The 14,705-nt window shown below is 62.4% G+C and carries 9 protein-coding genes; 7 read left to right on the top strand and 2 right to left on the bottom strand.

The window, feature by feature from the left end; genetic code table 11:
* Nucleotides 1-61: 61 nt before the first annotated feature.
* Entirely contained in the window at nt 62-4,951 is a 4,890-nt protein-coding gene (locus ACYP2Q_RS01350; RefSeq protein ID WP_459728754.1) for an NAD-glutamate dehydrogenase, read from the bottom strand.
* Nucleotides 4,952-5,453: 502 nt separating this feature from the next.
* On the bottom strand, nt 5,454-6,848 hold the full coding sequence (locus ACYP2Q_RS01345) for a hypothetical protein (protein ID WP_459728753.1): 1,395 nt from the start codon (nt 6,846-6,848) through the stop codon (nt 5,454-5,456).
* 357 nt (nt 6,849-7,205) lie between these two features.
* Between ACYP2Q_RS01345 and ACYP2Q_RS01340 the strand changes: the two genes are divergently transcribed.
* The 7 genes from ACYP2Q_RS01340 to ACYP2Q_RS01310 all read left to right on the top strand — a co-directional run bounded on the left by ACYP2Q_RS01340 (nt 7,206) and on the right by ACYP2Q_RS01310 (nt 14,701).
* Nucleotides 7,206-7,559: a hypothetical protein gene (locus ACYP2Q_RS01340; protein WP_459728752.1), complete on the top strand. Its 354-nt coding sequence runs from the start codon at nt 7,206-7,208 to the stop codon at nt 7,557-7,559.
* Nucleotides 7,560-7,849: 290 nt separating this feature from the next.
* On the top strand, nt 7,850-8,809 hold the full coding sequence (locus tag ACYP2Q_RS01335) for an AAA family ATPase (protein ID WP_008150800.1): 960 nt from the start codon (nt 7,850-7,852) through the stop codon (nt 8,807-8,809).
* A 5-nt stretch (nt 8,810-8,814) separates the two neighbouring features.
* The gene (locus tag ACYP2Q_RS01330; RefSeq protein WP_459728751.1) at nt 8,815-9,759 is read left to right on the top strand and encodes a DUF58 domain-containing protein; all 945 of its coding nucleotides are present in this window, start codon (nt 8,815-8,817) and stop codon (nt 9,757-9,759) included.
* Nucleotides 9,756-10,250: a DUF4381 domain-containing protein gene (locus tag ACYP2Q_RS01325; protein WP_459728750.1), complete on the top strand. Its 495-nt coding sequence runs from the start codon at nt 9,756-9,758 to the stop codon at nt 10,248-10,250. Before ACYP2Q_RS01330 ends, ACYP2Q_RS01325 begins: the two co-directional genes overlap by 4 nt.
* A complete protein-coding gene (locus tag ACYP2Q_RS01320) occupies nt 10,243-11,322 on the top strand; it encodes a vWA domain-containing protein (protein WP_459728749.1) in 1,080 nt (359 codons plus the stop codon). Before ACYP2Q_RS01325 ends, ACYP2Q_RS01320 begins: the two co-directional genes overlap by 8 nt.
* Nucleotides 11,319-13,052, top strand: coding sequence for a vWA domain-containing protein (locus ACYP2Q_RS01315; RefSeq protein ID WP_459728748.1), 1,734 nt, complete (start codon nt 11,319-11,321; stop codon nt 13,050-13,052). Before ACYP2Q_RS01320 ends, ACYP2Q_RS01315 begins: the two co-directional genes overlap by 4 nt.
* Nucleotides 13,049-14,701, top strand: coding sequence for a BatD family protein (locus ACYP2Q_RS01310; protein ID WP_459728747.1), 1,653 nt, complete (start codon nt 13,049-13,051; stop codon nt 14,699-14,701). Before ACYP2Q_RS01315 ends, ACYP2Q_RS01310 begins: the two co-directional genes overlap by 4 nt.
* Nucleotides 14,702-14,705 lie beyond the last annotated feature (4 nt).

The raw sequence follows: 14,705 nt of genomic DNA, 5'->3' as shown, positions 1-14,705 counted from the left end.
ACCTCGGCCGAAAAAAAAGCCCCGCATCTCTCAATGCGGGGCTTTTTCATTCAACGCCTGATCAGGCCGCCGGCTCCAGCACTTCGCTGGCAGGTGCAGCGGTAGTCACCACCGCTTGCCCGCTCAGCGCCAGGTCCAACAGTTCACGGTTGGCCACCGCGTACATGGCGTAGTCCGTACCGCTGGCGGCACGGATTTCCACCAGCATGGCGCGCCAGCGTTCGATCATGCTGCTGTGCTGCGCCATCCACAGCGACAGGCGTGTTTCCACGTCCTGGCTGCCGTCGCCCTGTTGCAGGACCGAGATGGTGATCGCACGTTGCTGCCAGTCGACGTCATCGCGGAACGCTTCACGGGCCAGGGCCTGCCAGTTGTTTTCAACCGGCAGGGCACTGATCTGCTGCAGGTACCAGGTGATGTCCAGCGCGCTGCCCACGGCGAAGTAGGCCTTGGCCACGTCCGCAGGGTTCTGGCCGGTCACGTCGGAGGCCTCGATGATCGGCAGCAGGGTGTACAGGTGCGACGTACCCGCCACCATGCGCGCCAGCAACTCCGGCACACCAGCTTCGACGTACGCCTGGTAGCGCGACTGCCAGTTCTCGCGGATCTCGCCACTGAGCAGTTCGTCGAGCTTGAGGCCCAACTCCTTCAGGTGCGGACCGAAGTGCGCGACGTCACGGGCAGCGTTCTGCTCGTTGCGACGGGCACGCAGGAACCAGCGCGTGGCGCGACGGCCCAGGCGCATCAGCTCATCCATCAGCTCCAGTTGCACGTCGGCGGACACCTGGTAGTCCAGGTTTTCAATCTGACGGAACCAGTGCGGGAGATGGAAAATATCACGCACGATCACATAAGCACCGGCCACGTTCGCCGGGCTCATGCCCGTCGACTCCTTGAGTCGCTGAACGAAGGTGATGCCCATGTGGTTGACCAGGTCGTTGGCGATCTGGGTGCTGACGATTTCGCGCTTCAGACGGTGACGACGCATCGCCGTGGAGAACTTGCTCACCAGGGTTGGCGGGAAAGCGGTTTCCATGTCGCGGGTCAGGTAGTCGTCGTCCGGCACCAGGGAGCCCAGCAGCTGCTCCTTGAGGTCGATCTTGCTGTAGGAGATCAGCACCGACAGCTCGGCACGGGTCAGGCCATGGCCTTCGGCGATGCGCTCGTTGAGCGCCTCCTCGTTCGGCAGGAACTCGATGGCGCGATCCAGCTTGCCGCGACCTTCCAGATCGTTCATCAGGCGCTTGTACTCGGCAATCCGCGGCAAGGCGCGACGGGCCGCCAGGGACAGGGCCTGGGTCTGCTTGTAGTTGTTACCCAGCACCAGGCCGCCGACTTCGTCGGTCATGCTCGCCAGCAACTGGTTACGCTGCTTGTCGGTCATGTCGCCAGCCTGAACCACTTCGTTCAGCAGGATCTTGATGTTCACTTCGTGGTCGGAGCAGTCCACGCCACCGGCGTTGTCGATGAAGTCGGTGTTGGAACCGCCGCCATTGAGGCCGAACTCGACACGACCCAACTGGGTCATGCCCAGGTTACCGCCCTCGCCCACCACTTTGCAGCGCAGTTCGTTGCCGTTCACGCGCAGTGCATCGTTGGCCTTGTCGCCGACATCGGCGTGGCTTTCGCTGCTGGCCTTGACGTAGGTGCCGATACCGCCGTTCCACAACAGGTCCACCGGTGCCTTGAGCAAGGCATTGAGCAGTTCGGTCGGGGTCAGCTTGTCGGCCTGGATGTCGAAGCGTTCCTGCATCTGCGGGGAAATCGCGATGCTCTTGGCGCTGCGGGAGAAGATGCCGCCGCCTTCGGACATGATGCTGGTGTCGTAATCCGACCAGGCCGAACGCGGCAGGTCGAACAGGCGCTGACGCTCGACGAAGCTGGTCGCCGGGTTCGGGTTCGGGTCGATGAAGATGTGCAGGTGGTTGAATGCCGCGACCAGTTGCAGCTTGTCGGACATCAGCAAGCCGTTACCGAACACGTCACCGGCCATGTCGCCGACGCCCACCACGGTGATGCTGTCTTCCTGGACATTGATGCCGCGCTCGCGGAAGTGGCGCTGCACGCCAACCCACGCGCCCTTGGCGGTGATGCCCATTTTCTTGTGGTCGTAACCGGCCGAACCACCGGACGCAAACGCGTCACCCAGCCAGAAGCCGTAGTCGATGGCGATGCCGTTGGCGATGTCGGAGAAGGTCGCGGTGCCCTTGTCCGCTGCGACGACCAGGTACGGGTCATCGTCGTCATGGCGCACGACGTTGGTCGGTGGCACCAGGGCGCCGTCCTTGAGGTTGTCGGTGATGTCCAACAGGCCCGAAATGAAGATGCGGTAGCAGGCGATGCCCTCGGCCGCGATCTCGTCACGGCTGCCGCCCAGAGGCAGGCGACGCGGCAGGAAGCCGCCCTTCGCACCCACCGGCACGATCACCGAGTTCTTCACTTGCTGGGCTTTTACCAGGCCCAGGACTTCGGTACGGAAGTCTTCTTCACGGTCGGACCAACGCAGGCCGCCACGGGCCACGTTGCCGAAGCGCAGGTGCACGCCTTCGACGCGTGGCGAGTAGACGAAGATCTCGAACTTCGGCACAGGTTTTGGCAGTTCAGGGATCAAGTGCGGGTTGAACTTGAAGCTGAAGTACGACTTGTTATGGCCGTTGGCGTCAGTCTGGTAGAAGTTGGTACGCAGGGTGGCCTTGATCAGGTCCAGGTAGCGACGCAGGATGCGGTCTTCGTTGAGCACCTGGACGTCGTCCAGCGCGGTCAGGATCGCATGTTCCAGACGCTGTTCGAGATCGTCACTGCTCAGCTTGCGCGCCAGGTAAAAACGGGTCTTGAACAACCGGGTCAGTTCGCGAGCGATGTCGGTGTGGTTGTTCAGGGTGCTGGCGATGTAGCCCAGGTCGAAGCCCAGGCGGATCTGCTTGAGGTAACGGGCGTAGGCACGCAGCAGCGCCACGTCACGCCATGGCAGGCCGGCGGTCAGTACCAGGCGGTTGAACGCATCGTTCTCGGCATCGCCGCGCACGATGTGGACGAACGCGTCCTGCAGGGTGTCGTTGAGTTGCTGGATGTCCAGGTCCAGGCCTTCGGCGGCGGTGAAGGCGAAGTCGTGGATCCAGAACTCGCGGCCATTGGTGTGGCGCAGGCGGTACGGGAATTCACCCAGCACACGCAGGCCGAGGTTTTCCAGGATCGGCAGGACGTCGGACAGCGCCAACGGGGTATCGGCGTGGTACAGCTTGCAATGCAGCTCGCGCTGGCCGACCTGGCCCAGCGGCTGGTAGAAGCTCATCACCAGCGGGTTCTTTTCGTTGAGGCTCAGCAGGTGCTGCATGTCGACCACAGCCGAATGCGCTGCGAAACGCTCGCGGTAACCGGCCGGGAAACCTTTCGGGAAGTCGGCCAGCACGTTGGTGCCCTGGGCCTCGCCGAAGCTTTCGACGGTCAGGGCCGAGTAATCGTCCTGCCAGCTGCGGCAGGCCTGGATCACTTCGTTTTCCAGTTGCAGCGGGTCGATGTCGATGCGGTTTTTCGGGTCGACGCGCAGGATCAGCTGCACACGGGCCAGCACGGACTCGGAGAAGAAGGTCCAGAACTCGCAATCCGAGGCTTTCAGGCGATCCATCAGCACTTGCTGGATCTTCTGCCGTACTTCGGTGGAGTAGATATCACGCGGCACGTAGGCCAGGCAGTAGCAGAAACGACCGTACGGGTCCTTGCGCAGGAACACGCGGATCTTGTTGCGTTCCTGGATCTGCACGATCGACATCACGGTGCTGAACAGCTCGTCCACCGGGGTCTGGAACAGGTCGTCGCGCGGCAGTACTTCGAGTACCTGGGCCAGTTCCTTGCCCAGGTGAGCCTTGGCCTGGAAACCGGAACGGCGTTCGATTTCCGCGACCTTGCGGCGGATGTACGGGATGACCCGCACGCTCTCGCCATACACCGAGGAGGTGTACAGGCCCATGAAACGGCATTCCTTGATGACTTTGCCGTTGGCGTCGATTTCACGGATCGACACGTAGTCCGGGTAAGCCGGACGGTGCACACGGCTTGGGTGCGCCGCCTTGGCGAACGACAGCAGGGTCGGTTCGCGCAGGTAGTTCACGGCGTAGTCTTCGATGCGCAGGTCATCGTAGCTCAGCCCGGCGCGCAGCAGTTTGGTCAGGCCAAGGAAGGAGTCCTTGTCATAGACGATGTGGCCGCCATCGGCTTCATCACTGACCACGAACTCTTCGTAGCCGAGGAAGGTGAAGTGGTTGCCCACCAGCCATTCCAGGAAGCTCTTGATTTCGCTCTTTTCGTCGGCATCGGTGGCGAACTGGCTGTTGTCCAGGTTGGTGAGGATTTCCTGGACCTTGGCTTTCATCGGCTCGAAATCGCCCACCGCAACGCGCACTTCGGCGAGCACTTGCTCCAGCTCTTTGGACAGCACGTTCAGTTCGGCGGTGTTGGCGCAACGGTCGATTTCCAGGTACATCAACGACTCTTGCAGCACGTCGTCGCCCTGGGTGCCCTTGGGCAGGATTTCCAGCAACTCGCCCTTGCTGCCACGACGCACGCTCAGCACGGTGGTTTGCAGGGTGTGGATGCTGTAGCCGCGACGGTTCAGCTCGGTACGCACCGAGTCCACCAGGAACGGCAGGTCGTGGTGCAGCACTTCGACCGCGGTGTGGGTCGACTGCCAGCCATGGCGTTCGTAATCGGGGTTGTAGACGCGAACTTGCGGTTGCGCGTGATCGAAGCGCTCAAGCAGGCGCCACGCAGAAAGAGTACAGCCAGCGAGGTCAGACAACCGACGTTGGGTCAGTTCATCCAGGGAAATGATGCCGAAGAATTGTTCAGCGAACAGCGCCACTTGTGGCAGTGCCTGTTCACTGATGTGCTGCGCCAGTGCCGCTTGCAGTTGGTGCTGGAAGTCGGCTTTGCTGGCTGCGGTGAAGAACGCCATCTGTGGTACTCCGCTTGGGCTTGTTATTGATGAAAGCGTCGCGCGAAACACCCCTGTTCGGGGCTATGTTTCAAAGCTATCCGTCACCCTGTTCCTGATTCTCGGGCAGAGGCAACAGGATGACAGGTGGGTGAAGCTAAACGAGACACTCGGGTCACATTCACCTTCCGTGAATGGGCATCTGCAAAAGCGACTGGGCTGCATGCAGCGCAATGCCTTTACGGGTGCTCATCCGTTGCGCAGCTTAACGAGTGCGGCAAGGCCCATGCTTGCGGTGCTGCGACATATTCGGTCAACGGTACGCTGCTCTGCAGGCGCACATTGAACAACACTAGCAGTCGAAGGCGATTTCGGGGCTGACTGCAGGGTTTTTGCGGAACATCCGTACCAGAACGACCGGTCGGGACGCCTCCACCCCGCCTCAACCAAAAACTGACAACGTCCATGATCGTCGAACCGCCCATGGACGCCGTTGGGGCTGATTGAAGGAACCTCGACCGATTCAGTCGATCAAGTCATCGATCGCCTGAAATCTGCTCACTGTCGCGCAGTCGTAACAGAGCATTTGAACCGTCATCCTGTCCATGCTGGCATCGACGTTGCTCGAATCACACTCGCGGCAGAACAGCTGCAGATGCCCGCTCGGGTCCGCCCCGCAACCATTGTCGGAGAAAAACCGTGGCACCAGTTCGTCATGCCAGTAGCGGCCCGGAGACTTGGAGAACCCTGCCCCGCTGTCCTTGAGTACCACGTCATACAGGATTCGGTGCAAGGCTGACTGCGGCACTCGCGAATCGCGATAGGCGGTTTTACGCCAGTTTCGCGCCATTGCATCCTGCGCCGTGCCCAACATGCTGCCCGGGATGGTGTTGCAAGCGTGGTTGCGCCCTTTTGAGTTGCCGGTGGCGTAGAAATGCGCGGCATTCTTCACCGCCAAGCGCGCAAAGTAGTAGATATGGCTCACCGAGAAGTTCAGCAGAAGCTGGCCGACAACGGTTTCGGCGCGCCCCAGGGCAGTGAATACAAAACTCACTTCACTGGCCAGTACCTGGATGTATTGAATCGACTCGTCCCGGGCCAGGCTCAGCATCAAGGCGTACAGTTCGCTTTTCCACGCGGGCTGAACATTACCGGACAGTTCTTGATACAAAGCCCGGTACAGTGCGTCGCGAGTACTGCGTATACCGGGCTCCAGCGCGACATTGGGTAGCCAGCGCACGGAAGAAACGTCCTTGATCAGGTAACCGGAGGCCCGATCGAAGGCCTTGATGTCGCCATCCAGATCGACGTCCAGCGCACCGGCCTCGTGCAGGTTCCTCACCAGCGCTTCACTGGCCTCGTCAGTGGGCGCCAAAGGTTCGCTCCGAAACCCGGTGTCGAGCGAGGCAATGCGCTCGGCGCCGGCGACCTGGCCGTCGTCCAGCAAGGCGAGCAGTGCCAGTTTCTGGACGAAGCCCATCGCCGCATAAGGCACCGGCGAACGTGGCGTGGCGTAGCGTTTCTCCAGCTCAAGACGATCGCGCTGCGCCTGGGCGGCGATTTCCTGCTGGCGCAGCTTGTAGCACTCATTGCAGGAACAGCGCTTGATTCGCCCATGGTGGCCGGGCTCATGGTGACAGTGCTCGCAACGGACACACTTGAAAGGGTTACGAAGTGAGACAGGCGTGCCCTTGGCGTGCCGGCGCACCCACATGGGCAGGTCGCAGTAGGGGCAGGTCAGGTCCTTGCTGATAATCGGCGGCAATATCTTCAACAAACTGCGGACTTCAGGCGCAATGTTGAACTCGATTTTCAGGTCGGCACTTTTTTCACCGTCCAGATAGCGCTGGTACAGTTGCTCGATTTGTTCCTCGGACAGGTGCTTGATCTCATCTGCCCATTCGAAATACTGACTCATCGAAAGACGTCCTTTTTTCATGATTGATTGCGCAATCCTTTGCGTCTGGCTGATCACGCTAAGGGATTGAATTGCGCCAATACAAGCGAAAAACCTGCAGACGGGCGTTATTTTTAGAGCTCGCAAACCTCCTGCAACAGGAGCGGAAATTTCCTAAGGCGGGTTAGGAAAAATCTGTGAGAAACACCTTTCATCATTCACGAAGTCGAGTTTTAACGGCCTTCCAATACATCAAATTGATAATTGAAATCGGATATTTCCCGACGTTCCAGCATCCAGAGGCAGCAGAAAATTCCTTGGGCTGGCAGAATTGCGTTTTCGTTACGTTCATCACGCTCCCCGAGCCAGGAAATCCCCATGCAAATGACCACCGCCCTCTTGATCGTCAACCCTTGCGATGAAGAAGAAGACGACATGGCGATGCTGTGCTGCCATAGCGAAAAGGGTGAAATGTTCCTCATGAGCCGTTATCCGGATGAGGATGAGCTGGAAATCACGCTTGAGGGCGAGCCTTCGACACTGGATGGCGTGAAGGTGACCCTTGGCCCTACCCTGCTGAAGATCGAGATCGCAGCGGCGGATGCCGATGCGTTGAATGGGGATGATGTGCTGGAGATCACGTTCAACCCGGACATGGTGGATCTGGCGGAAGTCCAGGAAACCCTGAAGAACATTCTTGACGGTACCGGGACCTTCGTCAGCGAGGTTTGAGTTGTCTGAACTGGCCCTATCGCTGGCAAGCCAGCTCCTACAAATGACCGATGTGTACCGCATATTGAATGCCTACCGCCAATACCTGTAGGAGCTGGCTTGCCAGCGATGAGGCCCGGCCAGTCACCTCAAGACCGTCGCCCTGCAAAATTCCAGCAAATCTCCCCACCATTTCCCGCACTTTGCACAAAATGCCGTTAGTCGCCGCCCCCCGCGATGGATTAAAGTAACGCCCCCAGCCCTGGCGTTATACGAACGTCTTCGGTCACCCTTTCCAGGAACAGTCATCGATGGAACATCGTGAAGCGCTGCTAGCGCTGCGAACCTTTCTTTCAACGCAGATTCTCGGCCAGGAAAAACTCATCGAGCGCTTGCTCATCGCCCTGCTTGCCGACGGCCATATGCTGGTCGAAGGGGCCCCTGGCCTGGCCAAGACCAAGGCCATCAAGGAACTGGCAGAAGGCATCGAAGCGCAGTTCCATCGCATCCAGTTCACCCCCGACCTGTTGCCTGCCGACATCACCGGTACCGAGATCTATCGTCCGGAAACCGGCAGCTTCGTGTTCCAGCAGGGCCCGATCTTCCACAACCTGGTGCTGGCGGACGAAATCAACCGTGCCCCGGCCAAGGTTCAATCGGCATTGCTCGAAGCCATGGGTGAGCGCCAGGTCAGTGTCGGACGCAGCACCTATGAGTTGTCGCCGTTGTTCCTGGTGATGGCCACGCAAAACCCGATCGAGCAGGAAGGCACCTACCCACTGCCCGAAGCGCAGCTGGACCGTTTCCTGATGCATGTGAAAATCGGTTTTCCGGACGCTGCTGTCGAACGCCGCATCCTGCAGCAAGCCCGTGGTGAAGCCTTGAACGGCGAAACCAAACCCGAACGCCGGGTCAGCCAGCAGGCGATCTTCGCCGCACGCAAGGAGATTCTCGGCCTGTATATGGCCGACGCCGTGGAGGAATACCTGGTGCAGCTGGTCATGGCCACGCGCACCCCGGCCAAGTTCGATCCGGAAATGGCCGAATGGATCGCCTACGGCGCCAGCCCCCGCGGTTCGATTGCCCTGGATCGCTGCGCCCGGGCCCACGCCTGGCTGGCCGGTCGCGACTTCGTCAGCCCCGAAGACATCCAGGCGGTACTGTTCGATGTATTGCGCCACCGCATCATTCTTTCCTTTGAAGCCGAAGCCGCCGGTATCGACCAGGACCGGGTGGTCCAGCGGATTCTCGACGTCGTAGCCGTCGCTTGACCTCGATGAACGCCATCCTGCCGCCCGAACCGGGCATCCGTGTCAGCCTCGCCGAGTTGATCGAGATGCGCCATCGCGTGCGTGAAGTGCAGCTGTTTTCCACACCGAGCCAGCGCAGCCCGCTGATTGGCCTGCACCACTCCAAGCTGCGGGGCCGTGGCGTGGATTTCGATCAGGTGCGGGTTTATCAAGCCGGCGACGACGTGCGCAGTATCGACTGGCGCGTCACCGCCCGGACCCAGGAACCCCACACCAAACTGTTTCACGAAGAACGTGAACGACCGATTTTCATCATGGTCGAGCAAAGTCGCCGGTTGTTTTTCGGCTCGGGGCTGATGTTCAAGTCCGTGCTCGCCGCCCAGGCCGCGAGCCTGATCGGCTGGGCCGCGCTGGGGCATAACGACCGGGTGGGCGGCCTGGTATTCGGCGACAACGAGCATTACGAAATCAAGCCAAGGCGCAGCAAACAGAGCCTGCTGCAATTGCTCAACCGCCTGGTGCGGGTCAACCAGTCGCTGCATACCGAAAGCGAGCCCGATCGCGATGCGTTCGGCATCGCCTTGCGCCGCGCGCGCGAAGTGCTGCGGCCCGGCAGCCTGGCGATCGTGATCTGCGACGAGCGCGCCTTGTCCGAAAGCGCCGAACAGCAGTTGAGCCTGTTGTCGCGCCATTGCGACCTGCTGCTGCTGCCGTTGTCCGACCCGCTGGATCACGCCCTGCCTGCCGCCGGACTGTTGCGTTTCGCCGAGCGTGGCGCGCAACTGGAACTCGACACCCTCAACTTCGACCTGCGCCAGACGTACCGCGCCCAGGCCGAAGCGCGCATCGCCCGCTGGGAGTTGCTGGCGCAAAAGCTGCGGGTGTTGCTGATGCCTCTGAGCACGCAAAGTGAGATGGTCGAGCAATTGCGCGAGTACCTCAACCCACAGAAGCCGGGGAAAGGTCGATGAGCAGTCTCGAGCAACTGCAGCCCCTCATTTCCCCACCGCCCGTGGATTTCTGGCCGCCGGCTCCGGGCTGGTGGTTGCTGCTGTTGTTGCTGCCGGCCATCGGCTTTGGCCTGTGGAAGCTGCGGCACCTGTTGACTCGCAAACAGCCGGTCGCCCCCGTCGAACAACCGCTGGACCCGGTGCGCGTGGCCGCACTCGCTGAACTTGCGCGAATGCCCAAACCTTACGATGGCGCGCCCGCTGGTGCCTGGCTGCAGCAGCTCAATGGCCTGCTCAAGCGTCTGTGCCGCAACCATTACCCCTACAGCCAGAGCCATACCCTCAATGGTCGCAAATGGCTGGCTTTTCTCGACAACCGCTGTCCCGCTGCCGGCCTGACCCGTTGGATGGTGCTGGTCGAAGGCGCCTACAAGCCCGAATGCAAGCTCGACGACAAGGCCATCGCCGGCCTGACCCAGGCGGTCGACACCTGGATTCGCAAACATGTTTGAGTTCGCCTGGCCGTGGATGTTCGCCCTGCTGCCGCTGCCCTGGTTGATGCGTGTGCTGTTGCCGGTCGCCGACAGTGGCGAACCGGCACTCAAGGTCAGTTTCCTCGCCGACCTCGAAGGCCTGGCCAGGCGGCGCGCCCGGGCCAACCTGCCCGCCTGGCGCCAACAGGCGCCGTTCCTGCTGCTCTGGTTGCTGCTGCTGAGCGCCGCCGCGCGCCCGCAATGGCTCGGCGAACCGCTGCCGATTGCCGCCAGTGGCCGCGACCTGCTGGTGGCTGTGGACGTGTCCGGCTCGATGGACTTTCCCGATATGCAATGGCAGGACGATGACGTCAGCCGCCTCACCCTGGTCCAGCATTTGCTCGGCGACTTTCTCGAAAGTCGCGACGGCGACCGGGTCGGGCTGATCCTGTTCGGCAGCCGGGCCTACGTGCAGGCGCCCCTGACCTTTGACCGGCATACCGTGCGCGTCTGGCTCGACGAAGCGCGTATCGGCATCGCCGGCAAGAACACCGCCATCGGCGACGCCATCGGCCTGGCCCTCAAGCGCCTGCGGCAACGCCCTGCGCAAAGTCGCGTACTGATCCTGGTCACCGATGGCGCCAACAACGGCGGCGAAATCGATCCGCTCACCGCCGCGCGCCTGGCGGCCAAGGAAGGGGTGAAAATCTACCCGGTCGGCATCGGCGCGGACCCGGAACAAAGCGGCACCCCGGGTTTCCTTGGGATCAATCCGAGCCTGGATCTTGACGAGCCCACCCTGAAAGCGATCGCCGAGGCCACCGGCGGCCAGTACTTCCGCGCTCGCGATGGCCAGGAACTGCAATCGATCAAGAACACCCTCGACCAACTGGAGCCTGTGACCCAGCAACCGACCCAGGCCCGTCCGGCCCAGGCGTTTTACCACTGGCCGCTGGCACTGGCGTTGTGGCTGAGCATGCTGCTGGTGGTGCGCGAGCTGTGGCCGGACAACCCGCTGCAACGTTTTTTCAACAAGGACCTGTTCTTGCAATCGCCGTTGCCTGACTGGCGCCAGCGCCTCAAACGCCTGCGCCTGCGGAGGCGCCGATGAGCGCGCTCTGGCCGTACTTTTTCCGCCCGTGGTGGCTGCTGTCGCTGCCGCTGCTTGGCTGGTTGCTCTGGAAACTGTGGCATCGACAGAAGCGCGCCGGGCGCTGGCAGATGATCCTGCCGCCGGCGTTCCATGCGGCATTGCTCAGTGGTGGCAGCGGGCGCGAAAGCAAACTGCCGTGGATCGCCCTGGGCCTGGCCTGGTTCATCGCCGTGGTCGCATTGGTGGGGCCGAGTTTTTCCCGTGTCGAGCAGATCAGCCAGAAACCCGCCGATCCGCTGGTGGTAATCCTTGAGCTGACCCCGCAGATGCTCGCCACCGACGTTCAGCCCAACCGCCTGGAACAGGCCCGGCGCAAACTCTTCGACCTGCTGCAGAGCCGCAACGACGCGCAGACTGCAATCGTCGTCTACGCCGGCAGCGCCCATACGCTGGTACCGCTGTCGGACGACTTGTCCACCAGTCGCAACCTGCTCGATGCGCTCAAGCCGTCGTTGATGCCCGAAGCCGGCCAGCGCGCCGACCTGGCGGTGGTCAAGGCCCTGGCCTTGCTGGAACAGGCCGCACTGGGCGATGGCCGGATCCTGTTGATCGGCACCTCACTGAGCGAGCCGGAGCGCCTGGGCATCAGCCGCGCCTTGAGCGGCAAGTCGACGCAGTTTCTGATGCTCGGCATCGGCACCGCCGAAGGCGCGCCCATCACCCAGGAGGATGGCAGTTTCCTCAAGGACGAACAGGGGGCGATCCTGGTCTCGCGCCTGGATGAGCCCGGCCTGAAGGCCTTCGTCAACGATCTGGACGGCCACTACCGCCACGCGCGCCTGAGCGATGCCGACCTGCGCGCCCTCGGCCTGCTCGACGGTCCGCGCCACCTGCGCAACGACGGCCAGACCCTGCGCCTGGACACCTGGGCCGACCAGGGCTACTGGCTGCTGTTGCCGCTGCTGTTGCTGGCCGCCTGTGCCGGGCGTCGCGGCTGGTTGTTCTGCCTGCCGCTGTTGCTCATGCTGCCGCAACCGAGCTATGCCTTCGACTTCCAGGACCTGTGGTTGCGCCCCGACCAGCAGGGCTTGCACTTGCTCAAGCAAAAACGCCCGGCCGAGGCGGCGCAACACTTCGAAGATCACCAGTGGCAAGGCGTGGCCCTCTACGAAGCCGGCGACTACACGGGCGCCGCCCAGCGGTTCGCCGAAGGCAACGATGCCCATGCCCACTACAATCGTGGCAACGCCCTGGCCAGGAGCGGTGAGCTGGAGGCCGCCGTGGATGCTTATGACCAGGCCCTCGAACGCCAACCGGATCTGCGCCCGGCCCTGACCAACAAGGCCCTGGTGGAAAGCCTGCTCAAGCAGCAAGCCACCCCGCCCGCCCCTGACCAGGACACCGACGAGGCGAGCACCGAGACGACGCAGGAAACGCCACCGAGCACCGCTGCACAGCCGTCGACAACGGGTGAACCGCAAACCGCTGGCGAACCGACCCAAGCCGCCACCGAGCCGTCCGCCACGACACCGCCGCGTCCCGGCGCCAACGAGGTCCCGGGCAGCGAACTGGGCGATGAACAGCACACCATTGCGCCCATGCCCCCGGCCAGCGCCAGTCTCGACGCCGAGCAGCAACAGGCACTGGAGCAGTGGCTCAGGCAGATCCCGGACGACCCGGGTGAATTGCTCAGACGCAAATTCTGGTACGAACAGCAACAACATCAGGATCAGGGAAAAACTCGATGACCCGCTTCACCGCCTTCATGCTCGCCCCGCTGCCCACCTTGCTACTCTGTGTCGTGCAGGCCCAGGCAGCCGAGCTGGTCGCCAGTGTCGACCGGGCTCGCCTGAACTCCGGCGAGACCATCGAACTGACCCTGGAATCCAACGACGTGACCCAGTTCGGCAAGCCTGACCTGACACCACTGGAGCCGCTGTTCGAAGTGCGCGGCACCCGTCAGGTCAACCAGTTGAACACGCTCAATGGCGGCAACCAGGCCACCACCCGCTGGATCGTCACCCTGCTGCCCTTGCACAACGGCACCCTGGTGATCCCCCCGCTCAAGCTGGGCGACGTGCAGAGCCAGCCGATCACCGTGCAAGTGGTCGAGAGCGACACCCAGGCCAACCCGAACAAGCAGGCAGCGGTGTTCATCGACGCCAGCCTCGATCAAACCAGCGTGTACGTGCAGGCCCAGGCGATCCTGACCTTGCGCATCTACCATTCGGTGTCCCTGTACGACGACAGCAGCCTGCCGCCCTTGCAGATTCCCGACGCGCGCATCGAACAGCTGGGCGAATCACGCACCTATGAGAAAGACATCAACGGCATACGCCACGGCGTCATCGAGATGCGCTACGCGATCTACCCGCAGCACAGCGGTGAACTGATCATTCCGGGGCAGATATTCAATGCCGCACTGGTCGACGCCCAACCCGTCCAGGACGCCAGCGCCCAGTCGCCGAAATCCGGCAAACTGATGCGCGTCAGCTCCGGCGAAATCCTGCTGACGGTCAAGGCCAAACCCATCACCTATCCTGCCGACCTGCCCTGGCTACCGGCGCGCAGCCTGACGCTGAGCGAAAGCTGGAATCCCGAGCCGGACCATGTCCAGGTCGGTGATTCGCTCACCCGCAGCCTGACGGTCAAGGCCGAAGGCCTGGCCAGTTCGCAATTGCCGCCCCTGCCCGGTACCGAGGTCAGCGGCCTGCGGCGCTATCCCGACCAACCGGTGCTGGGCAACCAGAACAGCGAGCGAGGCCTGGTGGGCAGTCGCGAAGACCGCGAAGCACTGGTGCCTTCGCGCAGCGGCGCCATCGAATTGCCGTCGGTCGAGGTGGTCTGGTGGAACACCTTCGAAGACCATCTGGAGCACAGCAGCCTGCCCGCCCGAACCCTGCAGGTGGCGGCCAATCCAAGCCTGATGGTCGACACCCCGCCCGGCACCTCGCCACAGGACAGCAGTGCCAGCAGCGAAACCCTCTGGCGCTGGAAACTCAGCACCCTGATCCTGGCCTGCACCACCCTGCTGGGGTTCGGCCTCTGGTGGCGGGCACGCTGGCAACCGGCGATCCTGCGGGCGGCGCAAACCGGCCCGAGCCCACGCACCGTGCTCGACGACCTCAAGCGCGCCTGCCAGGCCAACGATTCCCACGCCACCCGCCAGGCGCTCGACGCCTGGGCCCGCCAGCAACCGGAAACCCTGGCCGACATGGCCGCCCGCTTCGTCCCCCTGTCCGACGCCCTCGACGGCTTGAACGGCGCGCTGTACAGCGAAACCGGCCAGCATTGGCAAGGGGAAGATTTGTGGCGGGCGATCCGGACGATTCCGATTGCGGAACGGGTTCAGGATCCGGTTGGGGACAGTGGGTTGCCGCCGCTGTATCCGAAGTGATTGT

This window comes from Pseudomonas sp. MHK4, assembly GCF_054600775.1.
Note: the sequence above shows the minus strand (reverse complement) of the source record. Positions and strands in the feature narration are given on the sequence as shown.

Coding starts and splice junctions, on each gene's coding strand:
- ACYP2Q_RS01350 (WP_459728754.1), bottom strand. CDS start 4,951: ATGGCGTTCTTCACCGCAGCCAGCAAAGCCGACTTCCAGCACCAACTG.
- ACYP2Q_RS01345 (WP_459728753.1), bottom strand. CDS start 6,848: ATGAGTCAGTATTTCGAATGGGCAGATGAGATCAAGCACCTGTCCGAG.
- ACYP2Q_RS01340 (WP_459728752.1), top strand. CDS start 7,206: ATGCAAATGACCACCGCCCTCTTGATCGTCAACCCTTGCGATGAAGAA.
- ACYP2Q_RS01335 (WP_008150800.1), top strand. CDS start 7,850: ATGGAACATCGTGAAGCGCTGCTAGCGCTGCGAACCTTTCTTTCAACG.
- ACYP2Q_RS01330 (WP_459728751.1), top strand. CDS start 8,815: ATGAACGCCATCCTGCCGCCCGAACCGGGCATCCGTGTCAGCCTCGCC.
- ACYP2Q_RS01325 (WP_459728750.1), top strand. CDS start 9,756: ATGAGCAGTCTCGAGCAACTGCAGCCCCTCATTTCCCCACCGCCCGTG.
- ACYP2Q_RS01320 (WP_459728749.1), top strand. CDS start 10,243: ATGTTTGAGTTCGCCTGGCCGTGGATGTTCGCCCTGCTGCCGCTGCCC.
- ACYP2Q_RS01315 (WP_459728748.1), top strand. CDS start 11,319: ATGAGCGCGCTCTGGCCGTACTTTTTCCGCCCGTGGTGGCTGCTGTCG.
- ACYP2Q_RS01310 (WP_459728747.1), top strand. CDS start 13,049: ATGACCCGCTTCACCGCCTTCATGCTCGCCCCGCTGCCCACCTTGCTA.